22 protein-coding genes are annotated in these 23,423 nt (G+C 55.4%); 15 read left to right on the top strand and 7 right to left on the bottom strand.

What is annotated here, in order from left to right; all coding sequences use genetic code 11:
• Nucleotides 1-62: 62 nt before the first annotated feature.
• The 6 genes from dnaB (at nt 63) to AFL22_RS09005 (ending at nt 5,031) form a co-directional block, all read left to right on the top strand.
• Nucleotides 63-1,469: a replicative DNA helicase gene (dnaB, locus tag AFL22_RS09030; protein WP_010252197.1), complete on the top strand. Its 1,407-nt coding sequence runs from the start codon at nt 63-65 to the stop codon at nt 1,467-1,469.
• Between the two features lie 129 nt (nt 1,470-1,598).
• On the top strand, nt 1,599-2,078 hold the full coding sequence (locus AFL22_RS09025) for an Lrp/AsnC family transcriptional regulator (RefSeq protein ID WP_010252196.1): 480 nt from the start codon (nt 1,599-1,601) through the stop codon (nt 2,076-2,078).
• 240 nt (nt 2,079-2,318) lie between these two features.
• Nucleotides 2,319-2,933, top strand: coding sequence for a YitT family protein (locus AFL22_RS09020; protein ID WP_003855751.1), 615 nt, complete (start codon nt 2,319-2,321; stop codon nt 2,931-2,933).
• Between the two features lie 40 nt (nt 2,934-2,973).
• Entirely contained in the window at nt 2,974-4,167 is a 1,194-nt protein-coding gene (locus AFL22_RS09015) for an amino acid aminotransferase (RefSeq protein WP_031292798.1), read from the top strand.
• A 121-nt stretch (nt 4,168-4,288) separates the two neighbouring features.
• Nucleotides 4,289-4,708 (top strand): secondary thiamine-phosphate synthase enzyme YjbQ, encoded by a 420-nt coding sequence (locus tag AFL22_RS09010; protein WP_010252188.1) that lies wholly within the window; start codon nt 4,289-4,291, stop codon nt 4,706-4,708.
• Nucleotides 4,708-5,031 (top strand): MmcQ/YjbR family DNA-binding protein, encoded by a 324-nt coding sequence (locus AFL22_RS09005; protein WP_010252186.1) that lies wholly within the window; start codon nt 4,708-4,710, stop codon nt 5,029-5,031. Before AFL22_RS09010 ends, AFL22_RS09005 begins: the two co-directional genes overlap by 1 nt.
• A 52-nt stretch (nt 5,032-5,083) precedes the next feature.
• Here the strand turns inward: AFL22_RS09005 and AFL22_RS09000 are convergent, their stop codons facing one another.
• Nucleotides 5,084-6,148, bottom strand: a complete 1,065-nt coding sequence (locus AFL22_RS09000; protein WP_010252184.1) for an NAD(P)-dependent alcohol dehydrogenase — start codon at nt 6,146-6,148, stop codon at nt 5,084-5,086.
• 233 nt (nt 6,149-6,381) lie between these two features.
• Nucleotides 6,382-9,210, bottom strand: coding sequence for an excinuclease ABC subunit UvrA (gene uvrA / locus AFL22_RS08995; protein WP_052271201.1), 2,829 nt, complete (start codon nt 9,208-9,210; stop codon nt 6,382-6,384).
• Nucleotides 9,211-9,434: 224 nt separating this feature from the next.
• Here uvrA and ssb1 point away from each other — a divergent pair, with 224 nt between their 5' ends.
• Nucleotides 9,435-9,998 carry a single-stranded DNA-binding protein SSB1 gene (gene ssb1, locus AFL22_RS08990; protein ID WP_010252180.1) on the top strand — a complete coding sequence of 188 codons (564 nt, stop codon included), beginning with the start codon at nt 9,435-9,437 and terminating at the stop codon, nt 9,996-9,998.
• A gap of 71 nt (nt 9,999-10,069) precedes the next feature.
• Here ssb1 and AFL22_RS08985 read toward each other — a convergent pair whose 3' ends face one another.
• Nucleotides 10,070-10,591, bottom strand: coding sequence for an isochorismatase family protein (locus tag AFL22_RS08985; protein WP_052271218.1), 522 nt, complete (start codon nt 10,589-10,591; stop codon nt 10,070-10,072).
• Nucleotides 10,592-10,711: 120 nt separating this feature from the next.
• Here AFL22_RS08985 and AFL22_RS08980 point away from each other — a divergent pair, with 120 nt between their 5' ends.
• Both AFL22_RS08980 and AFL22_RS08975 read left to right on the top strand, forming a co-directional pair.
• Nucleotides 10,712-11,539: an AraC family transcriptional regulator gene (locus AFL22_RS08980; protein WP_010252176.1), complete on the top strand. Its 828-nt coding sequence runs from the start codon at nt 10,712-10,714 to the stop codon at nt 11,537-11,539.
• 77 nt (nt 11,540-11,616) lie between these two features.
• Nucleotides 11,617-12,576: a DMT family transporter gene (locus AFL22_RS08975; protein WP_033770841.1), complete on the top strand. Its 960-nt coding sequence runs from the start codon at nt 11,617-11,619 to the stop codon at nt 12,574-12,576.
• 924 nt (nt 12,577-13,500) lie between these two features.
• On the opposite strand, the gene AFL22_RS08970 is transcribed toward AFL22_RS08975, so the two are convergent.
• On the bottom strand, nt 13,501-13,896 hold the full coding sequence (locus tag AFL22_RS08970; RefSeq protein ID WP_003855733.1) for a transposase: 396 nt from the start codon (nt 13,894-13,896) through the stop codon (nt 13,501-13,503).
• A gap of 525 nt (nt 13,897-14,421) precedes the next feature.
• On the opposite strand from AFL22_RS08970, the gene AFL22_RS08965 reads away from it, so the two are divergent.
• Nucleotides 14,422-15,678: an oligosaccharide flippase family protein gene (locus AFL22_RS08965; RefSeq protein WP_031591774.1), complete on the top strand. Its 1,257-nt coding sequence runs from the start codon at nt 14,422-14,424 to the stop codon at nt 15,676-15,678.
• An 8-nt stretch (nt 15,679-15,686) separates the two neighbouring features.
• Nucleotides 15,687-16,637, top strand: coding sequence for an ATP-grasp fold amidoligase family protein (locus AFL22_RS08960; protein WP_010252168.1), 951 nt, complete (start codon nt 15,687-15,689; stop codon nt 16,635-16,637).
• A gap of 54 nt (nt 16,638-16,691) precedes the next feature.
• Here the strand turns inward: AFL22_RS08960 and AFL22_RS08955 are convergent, their stop codons facing one another.
• Complete coding sequence (locus AFL22_RS08955; RefSeq protein ID WP_010252166.1) at nt 16,692-16,973, bottom strand: YjcB family protein; 282 nt, start codon at nt 16,971-16,973, stop codon at nt 16,692-16,694.
• Nucleotides 16,974-17,227: 254 nt separating this feature from the next.
• On the bottom strand, nt 17,228-17,653 hold the full coding sequence (gene soxS, locus AFL22_RS08950; protein WP_010252163.1) for a superoxide response transcriptional regulator SoxS: 426 nt from the start codon (nt 17,651-17,653) through the stop codon (nt 17,228-17,230).
• 100 nt (nt 17,654-17,753) lie between these two features.
• Between soxS and soxR the strand changes: the two genes are divergently transcribed.
• From soxR to AFL22_RS08930, 4 genes are all read left to right on the top strand, one after another.
• Nucleotides 17,754-18,239 (top strand): redox-sensitive transcriptional activator SoxR, encoded by a 486-nt coding sequence (soxR, locus tag AFL22_RS08945; protein ID WP_052271200.1) that lies wholly within the window; start codon nt 17,754-17,756, stop codon nt 18,237-18,239.
• A gap of 39 nt (nt 18,240-18,278) precedes the next feature.
• Nucleotides 18,279-18,944 (top strand): glutathione S-transferase, encoded by a 666-nt coding sequence (locus AFL22_RS08940; protein ID WP_052271199.1) that lies wholly within the window; start codon nt 18,279-18,281, stop codon nt 18,942-18,944.
• Nucleotides 18,945-19,301: 357 nt separating this feature from the next.
• Nucleotides 19,302-20,651, top strand: coding sequence for an NCS2 family permease (locus tag AFL22_RS08935; RefSeq protein ID WP_022625223.1), 1,350 nt, complete (start codon nt 19,302-19,304; stop codon nt 20,649-20,651).
• A 145-nt stretch (nt 20,652-20,796) separates the two neighbouring features.
• Nucleotides 20,797-22,446: a Na+/H+ antiporter gene (locus AFL22_RS08930; RefSeq protein WP_010252155.1), complete on the top strand. Its 1,650-nt coding sequence runs from the start codon at nt 20,797-20,799 to the stop codon at nt 22,444-22,446.
• A 44-nt stretch (nt 22,447-22,490) separates the two neighbouring features.
• On the opposite strand, the gene AFL22_RS08925 is transcribed toward AFL22_RS08930, so the two are convergent.
• Entirely contained in the window at nt 22,491-23,393 is a 903-nt protein-coding gene (locus AFL22_RS08925; protein WP_010252153.1) for a LysR family transcriptional regulator, read from the bottom strand.
• Nucleotides 23,394-23,423: the final 30 nt, after the last annotated feature.

Raw genomic sequence — 23,423 nt, 5'->3', positions numbered from 1 at the left:
GGCACGCACCCCAACTAAGGTATACTTGCGCGTCCCCACAGAAGATCGGTAATGCATTCACTATGGCAGGAAATAAACCCACCAACAAATCGAACGAAACGCAGGATCGCCAGCTCGCAGGCGTGAAAATGCCCCCGCATTCGCTGGAAGCGGAGCAGTCGGTGCTCGGTGGGTTAATGCTGGATAACGAGCGCTGGGACAATGTCTCTGAGCGCGTCGTCGCGAATGATTTTTTCAACCGCTCGCATCGGCTGATTTTTTCAGAGATGCAGCGGCTGCTGGAAAACAGCAAACCTATTGACCTGATTACGCTCTCCGAATCGCTGGAAACCCGTGGCGAGCTGGAGATGGCGGGCGGCTTCGCCTATCTGGCGGAACTGGCGAAAAACACCCCGAGCGCGGCGAACATCGGCGCCTATGCTGACATCGTGCGCGAACGTGCGGTGGTGCGTGAGATGATCGCCGTCGCTAACCAGATTGCCGATGCCGGTTATGATCCGCAGGGGCGTAACAGCGAAGAGCTGCTCGACTTCGCGGAGTCGAACGTCTTTAAAATTGCGGAAGCCCGCGCGGATAAGGATGCTGGCCCGAAAAACATCGAGCAAATTCTGGAATCGACCGTTTCCCGTATCGAATCGCTCTATCAGACACCGCACGATGGCGTCACCGGCGTCGATACCGGCTATCAGGATCTGAATAAAAAGACCGCGGGCCTGCAGGGTTCTGATCTGATTATTGTCGCAGCACGTCCTTCGATGGGTAAAACCACCTTTGCGATGAACCTGTGCGAAAACGCCGCCATGCTGCAGGAAAAACCGGTGCTGATCTTCAGTCTGGAGATGCCCAGCGAGCAGATCATGATGCGTATGCTGGCGTCACTCTCCCGCGTCGATCAGACCCGCATCCGTACCGGGCAGCTGGATGATGAGGACTGGGCGCGTATTTCCGGCACCATGGGCATCCTGCTGGAGAAGAAGAACATGTACATTGATGACTCTTCCGGCCTGACGCCCACCGAAGTGCGTTCGCGCGCCCGACGCATCTATCGTGAAAACGGTGGATTAAGCATGATCATGATCGACTATCTGCAGCTGATGCGCGTGCCGTCGCTGTCGGACAACCGTACGCTGGAAATTGCTGAGATCTCCCGCTCGCTGAAAGCGCTGGCCAAAGAGCTGAACGTGCCGGTTGTGGCGCTGTCGCAGCTTAACCGCTCGCTGGAGCAGCGAGCCGATAAGCGTCCGGTCAACTCGGATCTGCGTGAATCGGGCTCGATCGAGCAGGATGCCGACTTGATCATGTTTATCTATCGCGATGAGGTTTACCACGAAAACAGCGATCTTAAAGGGATCGCGGAGATCATTCTGGGTAAACAGCGTAACGGCCCGATCGGTACAGTACGCCTGACCTTTAACGGTCAGTGGTCACGCTTCGACAACTACGCTGGCCCGCAATACGACGACGAATAATCCCCGGTTTGTGCTGTCATGCACGATCTGTGCATGACAGCCCCCATCATCACAAAATAGTGTTGGACAACCTCTCGGGTTATCGGGTTATCTGTAACAAAGCGACGCCCATCACGCTGTGGAAACGGAATGACTCACGTAGACGATTACGACCTTAAAATCCTGACTTTATTACAATCCAACGGCCGTCTGACCAATCAGGAACTCAGCGATCTGGTCGGCCTTTCTGCCTCACAATGTTCCCGCCGACGTATCAATCTGGAACAGGCTAATCTGATCCTGGGTTATCATGCCCGGCTGTCGCCCGATGCCATCGGGCTTGGTATGGTGGGATTGATTGAGGTGCGCTTAATTAACCACACCGCAGAATATGTCGAGAGCTTTCACCGGATGGTGGAGCAGGAGCAGGCGATCGTGGATGCCTATAAAACCACCGGCGATGCGGACTATCTGCTTAAAGTGGCGGTGGCCGATCTCAATTCCCTTAGTGCGTTAATCAGCCAGTTAGTCGCGGGCCACCAGAGCGTTTCCCATGTGAAAACGTCGGTAGTGCTGGGACGCATGAAAGAGAACGGGCTGATGATGCTGCCTGAGCAGAAGACGCGCTAAAAAGGTGCGCGCTGTGCGCTTTTGGTGCACACTTGCGGCAATTAATGCGAAGAGCGCGCATAGAGTCGGACTTTAACGCATAGGTTGACGGTATCAGCCGGCATTTATGCACAAAGTTCTTTTTTAAAGCGCCTTAGATATCAATGGGATATCGCTGGCACCCGGTTTACAGCAGTTCAGTGCTGTGGCGATGGTGCGTTTTTTGCATCGAAACCGCATCCTTTGCACTGAGAAAACCCCATGGATAACATCGCAGAACCCTCCCGCGTCCCGCATTCGCGCATTGAAGATGCGCTGGCGATGGTGCTTGGCACCCTGATGGTCTCGTTCGGCGTCATTATGCTGAAACAGGCGGGAGCGCTGACCGGCAGCACCGCAGGCATCGCCTTTCTGATCAGCTACCTGTCGCCGCTTTCGTTCGGCAGCGCGTTTTTCCTGATCAACATCCCTTTTTACTGGCTGGCGGTAAAACGCATGGGCTGGGAATTTACGCTGAAAACCTTCTGCGCCGTCGGTCTGGTGTCGCTGTTCACCCAGCTGCACCCCCTGTTCGTCCACTTTTCTGACCTTAACCCCTTCTATGCGACACTGTTCGGTAACGTCATCATGGGAATCGGGTTTATAGTGTTATTTCGTCATAAGGCGAGCCTGGGCGGCATCAATATTCTGGCGCTGTGGCTACAGGATCGCTTTGGGATCCGCGCGGGGAAACTGCAAATGGCCGTCGATACCTGCGTCGTGCTGGCGTCACTGTTTGTGGTGAGCGGCCCCATCCTGCTCGCGTCGATTGCGGGTGCGGTGATCCTGAATCTGATTATTGCAATGAACCACCGTCCGGGACGCTATCGGGTTTAATCCGCCTCTTCCCTCTGGACCAATCATGGAGACCTACACCGTGTTTCAAAACGTTGATGCCTATGCTGGCGATCCGATTCTGTCGTTGATGGAAGCCTTCAAACAAGACCCACGCGAACACAAAGTTAACCTGAGTATCGGCCTCTATTACGACGAAAAGGGCATCATCCCGCAGCTGAAGGCTGTAGCCGCTGCCGAAGAGCAGATCTATGCTGAGCCGCATCAGGCATCGCTCTATCTGCCAATGGAAGGGCTGAACAGCTACCGTAGTGCGATTGCACCGCTGCTGTTTGGTGCCGATCATCCGGTGTTAAACGCGGGCCGTATCGCCTCTATTCAGACGCTGGGCGGTTCTGGCGCGCTGAAAGTGGGCGCGGATTTCCTTAAGCGCTACTTCCCGCAGTCTGCGGTCTGGGTGAGCGATCCGACCTGGGAAAACCACGTCGCGATTTTTAATGGTGCAGGTTTTGAGGTAAATACCTATCCCTGGTATGACGCAGAGACCCACGGCGTGCGGTTTGATGCCTTTATCAGCACCCTGAAGACCCTGCCAGCGCAAAGCGTCGTGCTGCTGCATCCCTGCTGTCATAACCCGACCGGTGCTGACCTGACCGATGCGCAGTGGGATCAGACCGTTGAGGTGCTGAAAGCACAGCAGCTGATTCCTTTCCTGGATATCGCCTATCAGGGCTTTGGTGCTGGCATACAGCAGGATGCCTATGCGTTGCGTGCAGTCGCGGCGGCGGGTCTGCCAGCCCTGGTGAGCAACTCCTTCTCCAAAATTTTCTCGCTCTATGGCGAGCGCGTAGGCGGTCTCTCTATCGTCTGTGACAGCGCCGAAGAGTCAGCGCGTGTGCTGGGCCAGTTAAAAGCCACGGTTCGCCGCAACTACTCCAGCCCGCCGAATTTCGGTGCGCAGGTTGTCGCGCGCGTACTCAACGATGACGAGTTGAAAGCCAGCTGGCTGGCTGAAGTGGAAGCGATGCGCTTACGCATTCTGGACATGCGTCAGTCGCTGGTGGACGTGCTGAGCACTGCACTGCCAGGTAAAAACTTCGACTACCTGCTGAAGCAGCGTGGCATGTTCAGCTACACCGGCCTGAGTGCGCAGCAGGTCGATCGTCTGCGCAACGAATTTGGCATCTATCTGGTGGGCAGCGGCCGCATGTGTGTGGCCGGTCTGAACAGCAAAAATGTGCATCAGGTGGCTGAAGCGTTTGCCGCCGTGATGTAACGGCCGCCAGGCTGTAAAAAAAACCGTCAGGGTGCTCTCTGGCGGTTTTTTTATGGGTCAGGGTTTACCTTTCGGCGACATGCTGCACACTTAAACGGGGTAACCGTTTCAGGAATAAGCTATGTGGCATCAACAAACTATTACGCTGAGCGCGAAGCCGCGCGGGTTTCATCTGGTCACCGATGAGATCGTGAACTCGCTCTCCGGACTGCGTGATATCAAAACCGGTCTGCTGCATCTGCTGTTGCAGCACACTTCGGCGTCGTTAACCTTAAATGAGAATTGCGACCCGACGGTGCGCAGCGACATGGAGCAGCATTTCATGCGGCACGTGCCGGAGAATGCGCCTTATCAGCACGATTACGAAGGGCGTGATGATATGCCGGCGCACATCAAATCGTCGATCTTAGGGGTTTCGTTGTTATTACCGGTTCAGCGGGGACGTCTGGTGCTGGGCACCTGGCAGGGTATCTGGCTGGGCGAGCATCGCATTGAGGGCGGTGCCAGGCGGATTGTCGCCACTTTACAAGGGGAATCGTAATGAATAACTCAGACTTACTGACCTATTGCATGAGCAAGCCGGGCGCGGAGCAGAGCGTCCACAGTGACTGGAAAGCCACGCAGATTAAAAGCAACGGCGTGCTGTTTGCGATGGTACATGAGGCGAAAGGGCGGCCAGCGGTCTCGCTGAAATCGACGCCTGCGCTGGCCGAATTACTGCGCGAAGAGCATAGCGATATTATTCCCAGCGAGCATCTGAACAAGTCACACTGGAGCACGCTGTTCCTGGACGGTTCGCTGAAAGATTCGCAGATCTACTATCTGGTCGATGCCTCATTCCAGCAGGTTGCAACGGCCCGCTAAACGGCAATAAAAAACCCTCTTACCTGAGCAAGAGGGTTTCAGAGGCAGCGGGTTACGCGGCAGGTTGCTCGCGCAGGGTATTGATGTCGATAACGAAGCGGTATTTCACATCGCTTTTCAGCATGCGCTCATAGGCTTCATTGATCTGGTCCATCGCGATCAGTTCAATGTCTGACGTAATGCCGTGCTCACCACAGAAATCGAGCATCTCCTGGGTCTCTGCGATGCCGCCAATCAGTGAACCGGCGATGCTGCGACGCTTGAAGATCAGGTTAAATACCTGCGGTGCCGGGTGATCGTGCTCCGGTGCACCCACCAGCGTCATGTTGCCATCCAGCTTCAGCAGGGTGATGAAGGGGTTGAGATCGTGCTGAGCCGCCACGGTATTCAGAATGAAGTCGAAGCTGTTGGCGTGCTGCGCCATCTGCTCCGCATCTTTAGAGATCACGACTTCATCGGCACCCAGACGTTTGCCATCTTCAATTTTGGAAGGCGAGGTGGTGAACAGCACCACATGTGCGCCCATGGCATGGGCAATTTTCACGCCCATATGGCCCAGGCCGCCTAAGCCTACGATACCCACTTTCTTGCCCGGGCCGACATTCCAGTGGCGCAGCGGCGAGTAAGTGGTGATACCGGCACACAGCAGCGGTGCCACGCCCGCCAGCTCCAGGTTCTCGGGAATGCGCAGCACAAAGCTCTCATCAACCACCATCGACGTTGAGTAACCGCCGTAGGTAATGGCGCCGGTTTCACGATCTTCACCGTTATAGGTGCCAACAAAGCCGTTTTCACAATACTGCTCCAGACCCTGCTGACAGCTCGGACAGCTGCGGCACGAATCGACCATGCAGCCTACGCCGACCAGATCGCCGACTTTGTATTTCTGAGTCTGCGGGCCAACGGCCGTGACGCGACCGACAATTTCATGGCCCGGAACCACGGGAAAAATGGTGTTTTTCCACTCATTACGGGCCTGATGCAGGTCTGAGTGGCAAACGCCACAGAACAGCACCTCAAGCTGAACGTCATGGGCGCGCAGCTCACGCGGCTTAAAATCGAACGGTGCCAGTTTGGATTTTGCATCCTGAGCAGCATACGCATGCGTAATATTCATGGTGTCTCCAGTTTCGATGTGTCGTGAGTGTTATTCGATGAAGTGCAGCAGCGTTGATGTGCTGCGAAAACAGGGCGACGCCAGGGGCGTGCCAAAGAGGAACCGCTTAAGGATAGTCAGCGTGGGGAAAAGCGTATATGCCTATACATGTCTGAATCTTGCCTGATTCTGCAATTTTCTGGCTGAATCGACAGGGGAGAGTAAAAGGCCCGCACGCGGCGGGCCTGACAGAATTACTTCTGTAACAGTGGCTTCAGGAAGCGCGCGGTATGTGATTTCTCACACTCCGCCACGGTTTCTGGCGTACCAGCCACCAGGATTTCACCGCCGCCGCTGCCGCCTTCCGGACCCAGGTCGACAATCCAGTCTGCAGTTTTAACCACATCGAGGTTGTGCTCAATCACCACGATGGTGTTGCCCTGATCGCGCAGCTTATGCAGCACTTCCAGCAACTGCTGGATATCGGCAAAGTGCAGGCCGGTGGTCGGTTCATCCAGAATGTAGAGCGTCTGACCCGTGCCACGCTTCGACAGCTCACGCGCCAGCTTCACGCGCTGGGCTTCACCGCCGGAAAGGGTGGTCGCGGACTGACCGAGGCGGATGTAGGTGAGGCCCACATCGATCAGCGTCTGCAACTTACGCGCCAGCGCCGGCACCGCATCGAAGAACTCACGTGCCTCTTCGATGGTCATTTCCAGCACTTCGTGAATGCTCTTGCCTTTGTACTTCACTTCCAGCGTTTCACGGTTATAGCGTTTGCCTTTGCACTGATCGCACGGCACATAAATGTCCGGCAGGAAGTGCATTTCGACTTTCAGCACGCCATCGCCCTGACAGGCTTCACAGCGTCCGCCACGCACGTTAAAGCTGAAGCGGCCCGGATTATAGCCGCGCGAACGCGCTTCCGGCACGCCCGCAAACAGTTCACGCACCGGGGTGAAGATGCCGGTGTAGGTGGCCGGGTTGGAGCGCGGTGTACGACCAATCGGGCTCTGGTCGATGTCGATTACTTTGTCGAAGTGCTCCAGTCCCGCCACGTCACGGTAAGGTGCCGGTTCGGCGATGGTCGCGCCGTTCAGCGCCCGTTGGGCAATCGGGAAGAGCGTATCGTTGATCAGGGTCGATTTACCCGAGCCGGAAACACCGGTAATACAGGTGAACAGTCCGACCGGCAGCGTCAGCGTGACATCCTTGAGGTTGTTGCCGCGTGCGCCAGTAATCTTCAGGACTTTGGCCGGGTCGCCTTTGACGCGCTCCTCTGGCACTGCAATGCCACGCTTGCCGCTCAGGAACTGGCCGGTCAGTGACGCTTCCTGCGCCATGATCTGATCAACCGTGCCTTCAGCCACCACCTGGCCGCCATGTACGCCCGCACCCGGACCGATATCGATCACATGGTCAGCGGCACGAATCGCATCTTCATCATGCTCAACCACGATCACCGTGTTACCGAGGTCGCGCAGATGAATCAGGGTGCCGAGCAGGCGTTCGTTGTCGCGCTGGTGCAGGCCGATTGAAGGCTCATCCAGCACATACATCACGCCGACCAGACCGGCACCGATCTGGCTGGCCAGACGGATACGCTGTGCTTCACCACCGGACAGGGTCTCGGCGGAACGCGACATCGAAAGATAGTTCAGGCCGACGTTGACCAGGAAGCTCAGGCGATCGCCAATCTCTTTCAAAATTTTCTCGGCGATCTGCGCACGCTGGCCGCTGAGTTTCATGTTTTCAAAGAAGGACATCGCATGGCCGATGCTCATCTCAGAGATGGTCGGCAGCGTGGTGTTCTCCACGAAGACATGACGCGCTTCACGACGCAGACGGGTTCCTTCACAGCTGGCACAGGCGCGGTTGCTGATAAATTTCGCCAGCTCTTCGCGTACCGCTGAGGACTCTGTCTCTTTGTAGCGGCGCTCCATGTTATTGAGCACCCCTTCAAACGGATGACGGCGCACCGAGGTGTCGCCGCGATCGTTGATGTACTTGAATTCGATGCTCTCTTTGCCTGATCCGTACAGAATCACTTTCTGTACGTTTTCTGGCAGGCTGCCGAACGACGCTTCGATATCAAAATCGAGGTGTTCCGCCAGCGAACGCAGCATCTGGAAGTAGTAGAAATTGCGGCGATCCCAGCCGCGGATTGCACCGCCCGCCAGCGAGAGTTCAGGATTCTGCACCACGCGGTCAGGGTCAAAATATTGCTGTACGCCAAGGCCGTCACAGGTCGGACAGGCGCCCGCCGGGTTGTTAAACGAGAACAGGCGCGGCTCCAGCTCGCTCATGCTGTAACCACAGATCGGGCAGGCGAAGTTAGCCGAGAAGAGCAGCTCTTCTGCGGCGCTGTCATCCATGTCCGCCACGATGGCCGTCCCGCCGGAGAGCTCCAGCGTGGTCTCAAACGATTCCGCCAGGCGGGTTGCGAGATCTTCACGTACTTTAAAGCGGTCAATCACCACTTCAATGGTGTGCTTCTTCTGCAGCTCGAGTTTTGGCGGATCGGAGAGGTCACACACTTCGCCATCAATACGCGCACGGATATAGCCCTGGGTCGCCAGATTCTCCAGCGTTTTGGTGTGCTCACCCTTACGATCTTTCACCACCGGCGCCAGCAGCATCAGGCGACGGCCTTCCGGCAGGGAGAGCACCTGATCGACCATCTGGCTGACGGTCTGCGCCGCCAGCGGCACATCATGATCCGGGCAGCGCGGTTCGCCAACGCGGGCAAACAGCAGACGCAGGTAATCATGGATCTCGGTGATGGTTCCCACGGTCGAGCGTGGGTTGTGTGAGGTGGATTTCTGTTCAATGGAAATGGCGGGCGACAAACCTTCGATATGATCGACGTCCGGCTTCTCCATTAACGAAAGAAACTGGCGCGCATACGCAGAGAGCGACTCCACATAGCGGCGCTGACCTTCCGCATACAGCGTATCAAACGCCAGTGAGGATTTACCGGAACCTGACAGGCCGGTTACCACAATGAGTTTGTCGCGTGGGATGGTCAGGTTGATGTTTTTCAAATTATGGGTGCGGGCACCACGAACTTCGATCTTATCCATTCACCTTTCCCGGATTAGCAGCACTCACCGCGCCTTGCCGACACGGCCAGAATAAACGTGTCATTATGGCACAAAAAATAGACTGAATAAATATCCAGTACTCTCAGCCTCCGGCGCGCAGCGGATTAAAACTGGAACCCCGCTCGAAAGTGGGAAACAGACCGCAGGACGTGTTAGAATTGATAGATTAGACTGTATGCATTAACTCATCGGGAGACAGCAACATGGCCAGTCGTGGCGTTAACAAAGTGATTCTTGTCGGGAATCTGGGTCAGGATCCGGAAGTACGTTATATGCCAAATGGTGGCGCTGTTGCCAACATTACGCTGGCTACGTCGGAAAGCTGGCGCGACAAGCAGACCGGTGAAAACAAAGAGATCACTGAGTGGCACCGTGTGGTGCTGTTTGGCAAACTGGCTGAAGTCGCGGGTGAATACCTGAAAAAAGGGTCGCAGGTCTATATCGAAGGCCAGCTGCGCACCCGTAAATGGCAGGATCAGGGTGGCCAGGAGCGTTACACCACCGAAGTCGTGGTTAACGTTGGTGGTACCATGCAGATGCTGGGTGGCCGTCAGCAGGGCGGTAATGCCGGTGCAGGCGCTCCAGCCGGTGGTGGCGCGCAGGGCGGTGGCAACAACAATGGCTGGGGTCAGCCGCAGCAGCCGCAGGGCAACAATAACCAGTTCAGTGGTGGCGCGCAGTCCCGTCCGCAGCCGCAGCCACAGAGCGCGCCGGCCAGCAACAACAACGAACCACCAATGGATTTCGACGACGATATTCCGTTCTGATTCCGTTGGCCAGAGAGTACAAAAAAAGCCCGCTTTGCGGGCTTTTTTTATGCGCGGCGTCTGGCGGCCAGCTACGACCATTCCGCCAGAATCGCCTCCGTGCTCAGCACACGCGGCACGTTGCCGGGGATCAGCAGTGAGGCCCACACGTCATTGTGCTGGTTAATCAGTGCTTCGGCGCTGACCCAGCGGCGATCTGCCGTGGTGTGCGCATCGGCGGCAACGGTAATCGCATAGCCCGCACTGGCACCGACTTTTATCGTGGTATCCAGGCAGTAGTCAGTGGCACAACCGCACACCACTAATTCCTCTACCGCCAGCCTCTTTAACAGCGCGGCCAGGTCGGTGTGCCAGAAGCTGTCGCAGGCAGTTTTGGTCACATAGTGTGCGCCAGCAGGCTGAGCGATTTCCGGCAGCAGCTCGAAAGCCGCATTACCCTCGCACATCTCGCCTTCGCGGTGCTGGATAAATATTGTGATATCGGCGCGTTCGGTCAGCCGGTTAATCTGTGCAATCCTTCCCGCTGTGTCGAAGCGTGGCGTGCTGAAGACGCCATTCTGCATATCAATGACCACGACTACCCGCTGTGCCATGCTTAATCCCATCTGGTTTGAAAAAAGCAGTGTTACCTGAGGCATTGCGGAAAGCAATCTTTTGCATTTTCCCCCCTGTCACAGGCATGCTAAACCGACTGGTTAAATAAGGAGAGAGAAGTGGAAGGTGTTCCGGCGAGTTTTCCCTGTGAGAAAGACCGCGCCCGGTTTCAGCAACTCGCCGAGCTGCCCGGTGTGGAACTCTATCAGGCCCACATCTCCCGCTACGCATTTGAACCCCATACCCATGAAGCCTTTGGTATCGGCACCATTGAAGCGGGCGCGCAACGCTTTCGCTACCGCGGCACCGAATATACTGCGCCGGAGAACTCGCTGGTCATGATGAATCCGGATGAGCTGCATACCGGTGAGTCAGCGTGTGAAGAGGGCTGGCGCTACCAGATGATCTACATTCAGCCGCAGCTGATGGATGAACTGACCGGCGATCGCGGCTGGTGGTTCAACGAGGCGCTGTTGACCGATCCGCGCGTGGCGCGGCCGCTCTCCCGCACGCTGGCGACACTCTGGCAGGCGGAATCACCACTGGCGCGCCAGAGCCTGCTGGCTGAACTGCTGTTGCAGATTCGTCCGCTGGCACGCATGTCCTCACAGGGCAGACCGGATGCACGGCATCGTTTTGATCAGGTAAGAGATTTTCTGCGCGCAAACCTCGCAGAACCGGTGCGGCTGGATGAGCTGGCGGCGCTGGCCTCGCTTTCGCCGTGGCACTTCTTACGCGCCTTTCGTCAGCACTATCACGTTACGCCGCATCAGATGCTGATGGCTTTCCGGCTTTACGACGCCAAGCAAAGGCTGGCACAGGGTGAAGCGGCTGCCAGCGTTGCGGCGGCGGTGGGATTAACCGATCAGGCCCATCTGACCCGCGCCTTTGCAAACCGTTATGGCATCACGCCGGGCCGCTATCAAAAGCAGGTGCGCCAGCCCTGATACCACCGCAATCTGCTACAAGCATTCCCCGCCCGAACCCGCCACACTGAACGAAAAAGCTATATAAGGAAGAAATTATGTTTGCTGGTGTCATGTTTGCCGTCACCGCCGGACTGCTGTGGGGGCTGATCTTTGTCGGGCCGCTGCTGGTGCCTGACTATCCTGGCGCGCTGCAATCGGCGGGACGTTATGTGGCGTTTGGGCTGATTGCGCTGCCGCTGGCCTGGCACGGTCGTCATCGCCTGCGCAAGCTGGCCCGGGCTGACTGGCGTGAAGCGGTAAAGCTCTCGCTGGTGGGAAACCTCTTCTACTATGCGTTTCTGGCGAACGCCATTCAGCGCACTGGCGGGCCGGTCTCCACCATGATTATCGGCACGCTGCCGGTGGTGATCGCTGTGACGGCCAATCTCTGTTACGGCCATCTTGAAGGACGCCTGCCGTGGCGGCGGCTGTTTCCGGCACTGGTCATGATGGCGGCCGGATTACTCTGCGTGAATGCGGCGGAGCTACAGAGTCAGGGCCACACGCTTGATCTCAGCCGTTATCTGACCGGTATCGCGCTGGCGCTGCTGGCTGTGGTCTGCTGGACCTGGTATCCGCTGCGCAATGCCCGCTGGCTGCGTACACATCCCGAACTGCGGCCCTCGACCTGGGCAACAGCGCAGGGAGTCGTGACGCTGCCGATGGCGCTAATCATGTACGCGCTGGTCAGCGCGCAGCTCGCCTGGCAACAGCCGGCTTTTTCGCTGCCGTTTGGGCCGCGTCCTGCAGTGTTTATCTCCCTGATGCTGGCGATTGGTCTGCTCTGTTCCTGGCTCGGGACCTTATGCTGGAACGCTGCCAGCCAGCGTCTTCCCACCGTACTGATGGGGCCACTGATTGTTTTTGAGATCCTTTTCGGCCTGTTGTGGACTTTTCTCTGGTATCAAAGCTGGCCACCCCTGCTCACCGTGACGGGGATTATTTGTCTGATGGCTGGTGTCCTGTGGGCAATGCGCATCAAACCGCAGCCTCTCGTCGTCGCGATTAAAGAGTAAACCGCGAAGATCGCCAAAAGACCTCTGCCGCGCGGATAACACGCCGCGCGGCTTTTTAAGATTAAACCCTACCCCGATTTGCCCGCTCTGCGACAGATTTGTGCCGCGAAATCGATTTCATGCCTCTGCGTAATCGTACCTTAACCCCCGAAAGCCTCTCTCATCCCCTGTTTGTCAGTGAAAAAACGGGACTGATGGTCTCCTGAACATAGCCATGTTCAGCGCTGGCAGCGGGTAACTGTTCAGATATCGGTCGTTAATCAGGAAAAATAGCGCAGCATTATGGACGTTATGCTTTTATCAGCGGCTTTTTATTGCGGTATGGTCCTGAGAAAGGGAGGCAGAAAACCACTATTAACTTCACTCAGTGATGAATGAGTAAGAAAACTCCGCCGCTGCGTTAATAATTAAAGATTAATCTCTGGCATCAATGATGCGCAATGAAGAGAGCGAAAAGATAGACACATAACGTTAGTGATAAGGAGCAATAAACTATTTATCCTGGATTAATCCTGGAGAAAGTATATGCCATTAACCCATTCCCCGGAATTAAACGCAGCCGCAAAAATTTGAGTCAGGTCCAGCATTAACTCAAATGTACGGTGATTATTTTTTGCGCGATGTTTAAATTGGCTTAATGATATTGAGACGATTTAGTTCCGACGATTAGCTGGGCTTACGTAAGAAAGGGAGGGCCCAATCCCGCGTAAACGAGATTGGGAAGGGAAGAGTAGCCGTAGAATGCGAGACGTTTGCTGTTGTGAATCAATTTTACCGCAAAAAAAGAAGCTTAGCCGTGAAGCCATTCATTAGTTATAAATGGAGCGGAAAAGGGTGCCGCAATTGTCCTGTTAAATGATCTTCATCTCTTCTGGTAAGAACAAATCTCAGCGTTAAGTCTAAAAAGCGCGGTAGCATTGGGGTTTAGCGGTTCTCCGTGCCTGACGGATAATGGTATACGCTGCGACTGATATCTAATAAGCGGCAGCTGCGACGGGTGCCAATGTCAAAGGTGGCCTGCAGGAAATCCACAGCCTGACGTTTTTCATTAGTGGTAAAGAAGTGCTTCAGAACGCTCTGCAGCATCTCTTTGTCCGAGTTGAGCGTCTGCAGTTCACGCGTGATGTTCTGCAGTTTTTCTTCCAGCTCTTTGATTTTTCTGCCTTCTTCCGAAGACAACCCAGAAAACTTCTTCTTCCAGCTGTAGAACGTGGCTTCAGAGATGCCTAACTCTTCACAAATCTCTCTGACTTTCACGCCCGATTCAGAAGCTTTAATGGCATTTGTGATTTGATCTTCGCTGTATCGTGACTTTCTCATAAATGCTCTTACCTTTCTTATCGATTAATGGATGAGAATGACTTTAATAATTTCTGGCACTGTAAGATTCTATTAAGGCAGTATTAAAGTGCGCGAATTGAATTGCGAAGCCTAAATTAAGATATTTAGAATAAATATCATCATGGGATAAATCTTATTTTATTCTTATCCGGTGGGCGTGCCTTCCTGGAGGGGGATTTTTGTTATAAATTCATCGCATCCAAAATACGAAAAAATTCTACGTACATTGGATATTTAGCCTGACCGACTTGATTAATATGGCGGGAAGGGCTCTTAAAGGTTGTTTTATTTTCAGCCTGAAATCGTTTCCATCTGAAGTGATTCGCGCCATTTATAATAAGAATTATCCTGAATTAACACTCCGGATCATGATTTACATCTCAATTTTCGGACCAGCTTGGTCTGAAGTCTTACATTTTCGCCAGGCCCACTGAGCGCTTATTAATTCGTTACAGGGATGTTGTACCGAAGCGGTTGTAGTTGAGTAATACTAAGGAAGAGTCGATGAAATTGAGCGTAATGTCTAATGCCGCCTGGATGATGTCTGAGAAGATCATCTCCGTTTTTGGCGTCATTTTTGTGACGTCTTACGTGGCGAAATCCTTTGGCCCAACGGTGTTTGGCCAGATGGCGTTTTCTACTTCACTATTTGCGATGGTGCAAACCGTTGCAATCTTTGGCACCGAAACCATTCTGTTTAAACGCGTCAGCAAAAATGCGTCAAAAGGCCTGCGCCTGATGACCATCGCCCGCACGATGAGAATGGTGCTGTTGCTGGTCACTTCGGTGCCAGTCTTAATCTGGGTCTGGTACAACATGCAGGAAAATTTCCTGGCGTTTGCACTGGCCTCATTTGTTGCCTCGGTTTTTGTCACCCAGGACACCTTCAGCGTTTATAACAACGCGCGTCTTGCCTCGCGTCTTAACACCATCGCCAACGCCGTGGGCATGCTGCTGAGTTTCGGCATCAGCTTCACCGTCGCCTGGCTGCGTCTTAATCCGCTCTGGCTGACGCTGTCGATTGTCGCAGTGACACTGGTGCCTTACCTGATTAAGCGTCACAACTTCTATCAGGACCATCAGGATCAGATGCCACCACGCGAAAAGCGCACGGCCTATCTGCGTTATCTGATGTATGCCGGTCTGCCGCTGGCGATCTCCAGCATCTTTATCTCTGTGCAGGTAAAAGCGGCGCAGATGTTCCTGGCAGGCACGGCACCCGCGCGCGACCTCGGGCTGTTTGCGGCGGCGAATACCATTTCCGCCTCATGGATTTTTATCCCGGTGGCGCTCATCACCTCCTGCTTCACTGAAATCTTCAGGGAGCGGGGCGAGGTCGCCATTAAGCTGGCTGCGCGGCTCAATGGCTATGTTATGGCGGTTTCATTGCTGATGCTGCTGGTCATTTCGCTTTATGGCGAGCGGATCATCATTGCGTTGTACGGCCCGGAATTCACTCAGTCAGGAAGTCTCATTACGTTGCTGTCGATAGCGACCAGCTTTTCGGCAATGGGGACCGTAGCGTATCGCTACATGGTCAAAGAGGGAGGATTTAACTACTTGCTGAGGAAAATCATCTGCCTGATGGTCATCAGTTTGCCGCTCTCCTGGTGGTTGATCCAGGGGCACGGCATCATGGGGGCCGCGTGGAGCGTTTTCCTTTCAGAACTTTTGTCCCTGACCGTAATGAATTACTTCTTTAAAAACGGCGTCATTCAAAAGATTCAGGTTTCCTCACTCAACTACAAAACATACAAATGAGGTCAGATATGCTCAAGTTGAAAGAAGAACTCAGAAGAAGTGTGCAGTATTTTATTAAGAAGATGCCCTGGGCTTATCAGGACCGCATCTACTACTTCCATAAGTTCAGAAAGCTGCCCAATCTGCGTCAGCCAAAAGTGTTCAACGAGAAGGTGTTGTACCGTAAGTTTATCTTCGGCGATTACCAAAGCTATGGTCGTCTGTCAGATAAGTACTCGGTGCGCGAATTCATTGCTGAAAAAATCGGTAATGAATACCTGATCCCGCTGGTACACGAAACGACTGACCCGACCACGCTGAACAGCTTACCCTGCTGGAAGGGGACGGTGATCAAGCCGAACCACGCCTCCAACATGGTAGAGATTCTGCTGGAGGAGCCAGACGCACTGCGCAAGCAGCAGATCATTCATGACTGCTATCGCTGGCTGAAGACCGACTTCGCCAACGAAGCGCGTGAGATTCACTATCGCTACATCAAGCCACGTATCCTGGTTGAGAAGTACATTGGTGATGGCAAAAGCGCGCCGATTGATTACAAGTTTCATATGTTCAACAAGCGTGATGGCAAGTTCGAATATGTGCTGCAGGTGATCTACAACCGCTGCCAGCCGCTGCTGTCGATGAATTTCTACGTGAATAACCTCAATGAGGCCTATCACAAGATTCGCGATACCGGTCTGGATGTCTCACCGATTATGCCGTCACTGGAACATGCGCTCGAACTGAGCAAGAAGCTGGCCAGTGATTTCGACTACGTGCGTGTGGACTGGTATATCCATGACGAGCGGATCTACTTTGGCGAACTGACCTTCACCCCAGGTGCAGGACTGGTCACCGGATTAGATCGTGGTTTAAATCAGATGATGGGAGATATGTGGATTCAGGACCGCCGCGGAACGCAGAGCCCGGGCGTTACAGTGCAGGATGTTAATATCCCTGCCATGTTGAAGAAAATTTAAGCACACACAGCAATATAAAAAACCCCGCTAAGCGGGGTTTTTTATGCGCAAAAATCAGGGCATCGGCCAGTCAGCAGGCGCCTGGCTCATCACATCGATAAAGGCATGCTTTGAGATTTCCAGAAAGTTATGCACGTTATCCATGCTCAGGGTAATGCCCATCAGACCGGTAACAAACCAGCAGGTCATGCCTAAACCAATCCCGCCACACATAAATGCCATCACGTGACGGCTATCCTGACGAAGTTTGGTTTTCAGGGTGCTGGCAAAAAACATCATGATTGCGCTCAGCAATTCCCAACGCATAACAAGTAAACTGGCGGTTAACGTAGCCATCGGCCGGACCTCAATATCAGTAAGTATTCCTGACAATCTGCGGACATCACCGGCGGCGGAAAAGTGTGTCAGGGGGTGCTTTTTCGCCGTCAACCCAGGTTCAAAGTGTGACTTGGGTCACATTATATCACCCGATTTTAAATTTTGAACAAAATTTGACTCTGGTATGGTAGCGGCGTGAGGGAATAGTGAGCAGTAGAAGAAGAACGGCGGGGAAATCAGTCAGATGCGCCCGGGCGGGCGCATCTGAGGGGTCAACGAACCGGACAGCACTCGCCGGTCGTGCGCTGGGTGAAGCTACTGATACCGTCATTGCAGCCAAAACTCAGCAGGCGAGGGCGCTGAATCGCCTGGCGGCGCATGGTATGGCGGTAAGCGGTAGGCGTCTGTGAAAACTGACGACGAAACACGCGGGAGAAGGTCTGCTGCGAGTCATAGCCATACTGCATCGCAATATCAAAAACCGGCCGCTGTGTCTGTGACAGCGCTTCCGCTGCCAGCGTCAGACGGCGCTCGCGAATATAGCCACCCAGCGTCTGTTTCGTTACCGAACGGAACATACGCTGCAGATGCCATTTCGAATAGCCCGATTTTGCGGCAACCTCATCGATCGACAGGCTCTTATCCAGGTTCTGGTCAATCCAGTGCGTCAGGGAATGAATGATCTCTTCTTGCATCATGGTCTCATCCTTCTGGTGCTTAATAAGCGGTAATGGGAGTTTAGTGGTTTTGATGGAGAGCGAGTATAATTCCTCAAGTTAACTTGAGGTAAAGAGCCTGATGAAAAAAGAACGCAACTATCCGAAACCGGTCTTAACACCGGGTGAAGTGGCGCGCCGCAGCGGTGTGGCGGTTTCGGCGCTGCACTTTTATGAGACAAAAAGACTTATTTTCAGCACCCGCAACAGCGGCAATCAGCGGCGATATAGCCGTGACGTGCTGCGACGCGTCGCGATTATCAAGATTGCGCAGCGTATCGGCATTCCGCTGGCAACGGTCAGTGACAGCCTGGATCACATTCCGCCTGACAAGCGCATGTCGACACCGGAGTGGGATGCGCTGACGCAGCACTGGCGCGAAGAGCTGGATAAGCGCATTGAAACCCTGACCCGCCTGCGTAATGACCTGGATGGCTGTATCGGCTGCGGCTGTTTGTCGATGCGCGACTGCCCGCTGCGCAATCCCGGCGACCGGCTGGGTCAGCAGGGCTCGGGTGCGGTGCTGCTTGACCCGGAACAGGATGATAAACATCCGGATGTGGAGTGACGTCTATACTTGGTGAAGGTCAAAACACAGGGAATCATGATGATCACCGTTCACCATCTTGAGAAATCGCGCTCGCATCGGGTGCTGTGGCTGCTGGAAGAGCTGGAAGTGCCGTACCAGATTAAACGCTATCAACGCGAACCGACCATGCTGGCCCCGGAGGCGCTGAAAAAAGTGCATCCGCTGGGAAAATCACCGGTGATTACCGACGGGAACCAGGTAGTGGCAGAGTCAGGTGCCATTCTCGAATATCTTGAAGAGAAATATGATCACGAGTTCCGGCTCAAAGTGAGTGATGAGGCGTCGCGGCTGCAGTGCCGCTACTGGCTGCACTATGCCGAAGGCTCGCTGATGCCGCTGCTGGTGATGAAGCTGATCTTCGGTCAGATGGGTAAAGCACCGGTGCCGTGGCTGCTGCGCCCGGTCGGGGCGGCATTCGGTAAAGGCGTGCAGAAGGCGTTTCTGGATAAACAGTTTAAGCCACACATGCAGATGATCGAACAGCATCTGGCTGCAAATCCCTGGTTCGCCGGTCAGCGCTTCAGTATCGCTGATATCCAGATGAGCTTTCCGCTGCTGGCGCTTGCGCGACGTGCCGGACTGGAGCAGATGCCCGCCAGCCAGAAATGGCTGCAGACTGTGCAACAGCGTGCCGCCTGGCAGCGCGCGATCGATCAGGGCGGCGAGCTTTCGCTGCCAGGTTAATTCCCCTCTTCCACTGGCGGGTCGTGTCTCATCACGGCTGCGCCAGTGCGCATCCCCCTGAAAATCGCGTTAACTTCAGGGCGTCAGCGTTTGACGTCGGCCTGGGCCACGTGGCTGCTGGCGACTTAAGCCTGATCTTTATGCTGAAGAATCTCCCTCTGACAGTTGAAAATGTGCCGCTAAACGCCGGATAATCGCATGCCTTTTTATCTGGCCGCTTCTGGCGGCCAACTATCTGCGGCAAGGTAAACGTTTGCCTGCCGGGTAAACCCGACAGTGACGCCGTCTACCCGCTTATTCCAGGGACAGCGATGGTCGCAGAGCGATCCACACAACAAAAATTTTTGAGGCTCAACTATGTCAACTGAATCACGCCCGGCCAGTGGAAAACTGGACGCCTGGTTCTCGATCTCGGCGCGCGGCAGCAGCGTGCGCCAGGAAATTCTGGCCGGACTTACCACCTTCCTGGCGATGGTCTACTCCGTCATCGTGGTGCCGGGGATGCTGGGCAAGGCCGGTTTTCCCCCCACTGCCGTGTTTGTCGCCACCTGCCTGGTTGCCAGCTTTGGTTCCATCATCATGGGACTGTGGGCCAATCTGCCGATGGCGATTGGCTGTGCAATCTCCTTAACCGCCTTTACCGCTTTCAGCCTCGTGCTGGGCCAGCACATCAGCGTGCCGGTAGCGCTGGGCGCGGTGTTCCTGATGGGCCTGCTGTTTACCCTGATCTCAGTGACCGGCATTCGAGCCTGGATCCTGCGTAACCTGCCGATGGGCGTGGCGCACGGCACTGGCGTCGGAATTGGCCTGTTTTTGCTGCTGATTGCGGCTGACGGTGTAGGCCTGGTAGTGAAAAACCCGGCACCGGGCCTGCCGGTGGCGCTGGGCCACTTCACCACCTTTCCGGTAATGATGACGCTGCTGGGACTGGCAGCGATTATTGGACTGGAGAAGCGCCGGATGCCCGGCGGTATTCTCATGACAATTATCGCCATTTCGCTGCTGGGGCTGATTTTCGATCCGGCGGTGAGCTACAAAGGATTGTTTGCGCTGCCGAGCCTGCGTGATGCCAGCGGTGAGTCGCTGCTGTTCAGCCTCGACATTATGGGTGCGATGCAGCCGGTCGTGCTGCCAAGCGTGCTGGCACTGGTGATGACGGCGGTCTTTGACGCGACCGGCACCATTCGCGCGGTCGCGGGTCAGGCAAATCTGCTGGATAAACAGGGCCAGATTATCAATGGTGGCCGTGCGCTGACTAGCGACTCCGTCAGCAGCCTGTTCGCGGGTCTGGTGGGCGCGTCACCGGCTGCGGTTTATATCGAATCGGCGGCAGGAACGGCAGCGGGAGGTAAAACCGGTCTTACCGCGATTGTGGTCGGCCTGCTGTTCCTTGCCATTCTGTTTATGTCACCGCTGGCGTATCTGGTGCCGGCTTACGCCACCGCGCCTGCATTAATGTATGTGGGTCTGCTGATGCTCAGTAATGTGGCGAAAGTCGACTTTAATGATTTTGTCGATGCGATGTCGGGCCTGTTAACGGCGGTGATTATCGTGCTCACCTGTAACATCGTCACCGGCATTATGATCGGTTTCGCCAGCCTGGTCGTGGGGCGTCTCTTCGCGGGGGAATGGCGTAAGCTCAACGTCGGCACCGTCATTATTGCTATCGCGCTGGTGGCGTTTTACGCCGGTGGCTGGGCGATCTGACTGTACAACCGGGCGTGCGGCTGCACGTCCGGAATTTTCCACTATTTTCCCGCCCGGCGCACGCGTAGCTGACAATCTTCACCGCAGTTTGTTTTACACTTTAGCGCTTAACCAATGATTGAAAGAAACGACGCCTAAGGAAAGCATGGAAATCTTTTTTACAATTCTCATCATGACGCTGGTCGTGTCGCTCTCTGGCGTCGCGGCCCGCATTCTCCCTTTTCAGATCCCGTTGCCGCTGGTTCAGATCGCCGTGGGTGCGATGCTGGCCTGGCCAACTTTTGGTCTGCATGTCGACTTTGATCCGGAGCTGTTTCTGGTGCTCTTCATTCCGCCGCTGCTGTTCGCGGATGGCTGGAAGACGCCGATCAGTGAGTTCCTGCATCATGGTCGCGAGATAATTGGCTTAGCACTGGCGCTGGTCCTGATTACCGTGATCGGCATCGGCTATCTGATTTACTGGCTGGTACCAGGGATCCCGCTGATCCCTGCCTTTGCGCTGGCGGCGGTGCTGTCACCGACCGATGCCGTGGCGCTTTCCGGCATTGTTGGCGAGGGCCGCATTCCCAAAAAGATTATGTCGATCGTGCAGGGCGAAGCCCTGATGAATGACGCATCGGGCCTGGTATCGCTGAAATTTGCCGTGGCAGTCGCCATGGGTACCATGGTGTTTACCTGGGGCGGTGCCAGCGTTGAGTTCCTGAAAGTGGCGGTGGGTGGTCTGATTGCGGGTGTCGCGATTTGCTGGCTCTACGGTAAGTCACTGCGCCTGCTCAGCCGCTGGAGCGGTGACGATCCGGCTACCCAGACCGTACTGCTGCTGCTGCTGCCGTTCGCCTCTTACCTGATTGCTGAACATCTGGGTGTCTCAGGCATCCTGGCGGCCGTGGCTGCCGGTATGACCATCACCCGTTCCGGTATTATTCGTCAGGCACCGCTGGCGATGCGCCTGCGTGCCAACAGCGTCTGGCAGATGCTGGAGTTCGTCTTTAACGGCATGGTCTTCCTGATGCTGGGCCTGCAGTTGCCGGATATTCTGCAGACCTCTGTTGATCAGGCGCAGGCCGATCCGAACGTCGAGCTCTGGATGCTGTTTGCCGATATTGGGCTGGTCTATGCCGCGCTGATGATCGTGCGTTTTGGCTGGCTGTGGATTATGCAGCGCTTCAGCAAACGCCTGCTGAAGAAGAAGCCGCTGGAGTTCTCCAACTACTCGTTGCGTGAACTGCTGATCGCCTCCTTTGCGGGTGTGCGCGGCGCGATTACCCTGGCCGGTGTCCTGTCGATTCCGCTGTTCCTGACCAACGGCGAGCCTTTCCCGGCGCGTTATGAACTGGTCTTTATCGCCACCGGCGTGATTCTCTTCTCGCTGCTGGTGGGAGTGGTGATTCTGCCGATTCTGCTGCGCGGCATTGATACCATTGATAAAGGCGCACACCGTCGCGAGTTGCAGAATGCGCGAGCGGTAATGGCAGGCGCAGCCATTGAGAGCCTGCACAAGATGGAAGAGCGGCTGGAGAATGAGTCGGAAGAGAACATCGACCCGGAGCTGCTTAAAGAGGTGAGTCTGCGGGTGATTGGCAACTTACGTCGTCGCGCTGAAGGGAAGAATGACCTTGAACACGCGCTGTTCGCCGAGAACCTGGAGCGTCGCTTCCGCCTGACCGGACTGCGTGCCGAACGTGCTGAGGTCTATCATCTGCGCGCCACCCAGCAAATCTCCAATGAGACGATGCAGAAGTTACTGCACGACCTGGATCTGCTGGAAGCGCTGCTGATCGAAAAAGAGGAGTAAGTCCTGACTGGCACGCCTGCGCGTTAATGCGGCGTGCCAGCCTTTCACACCGACAGGCGCGGCGGCTCATCCGGCCAATGCTCGCGACAACAGGCTATCCACGCCTGCGCACTGCGCGACAGATAACTCCCTTCCCGCCAGATCAATCCCAGACTCCACTTCAGCTCCGATTCCAGCGGCAGCCACAGCAGCGACTGCTTATCCAGCCGCTGACAGATCGGCTCCGGCAGAATCGCCAGCCCCATCTCCGCCTGCACCATCGCCGCCAGAAAATCCCACTGTCCGCTGCGAACCGCCACCGTTGGCGTCAGGTTGAGCCGCTGAAACGCCTGCATCAGCTGACGATTCAGCGAGAACTCCTCATTAAAAATCAGCAGTGGATGCTCTGCCAGTTCTGCCAGTCCAATCTGCTGGCGGCTGAGCCACTCCGGGCGACGCGGCAGCAGTACGCAGAGCGGATGATGCATCAGGGGCAGGGTGTTCAGCGGCAGCTCGGCATCGACCGGTAGCGCGGTCAGGGCGATATCCAGACTGCCCGCCAGCACCGCCTGCTGGACGGTCAGACCGCCGAATTCAGAGATTTTCAGCTTCACACCGGGATAGCGGCGGCGAAACGCGGAAATCGAACCGGCGATCTGCATACCGACCATCGGCGGAATACCCAGTCGCAGCTCACCGGTTTTAAGCTGGTTGATGTCACCAATCTCCGCTTCCAGCTGATGAAACTCCTGCAGGATCGCCAGGCCGCGCTGATAGACCGCCTGGCCGCTGTCGGTGAGGTGCAGACGACGACCATCGCGCAGGATCAGCGTGCAGCCCAGCTCCTCCTCCAGCTGGCGCAGCATTTTGCTGATGGTCGGTTGTGTCACAAACAGCTTCTGCGCCGCACGGGTAAAGCTTTGCTGGCGTACGACTTCAGTAAAGTAACGCAGGGCGCGGACATCCATAACTATTCCTTTCAGGCATGATTTCGGTAA

The organism is Pantoea sp. CFSAN033090, from assembly GCF_001264395.1.
GTDB lineage: Bacteria > Pseudomonadota > Gammaproteobacteria > Enterobacterales > Enterobacteriaceae > Pantoea > Pantoea agglomerans.
Note: the sequence above shows the minus strand (reverse complement) of the source record. Positions and strands in the feature narration are given on the sequence as shown.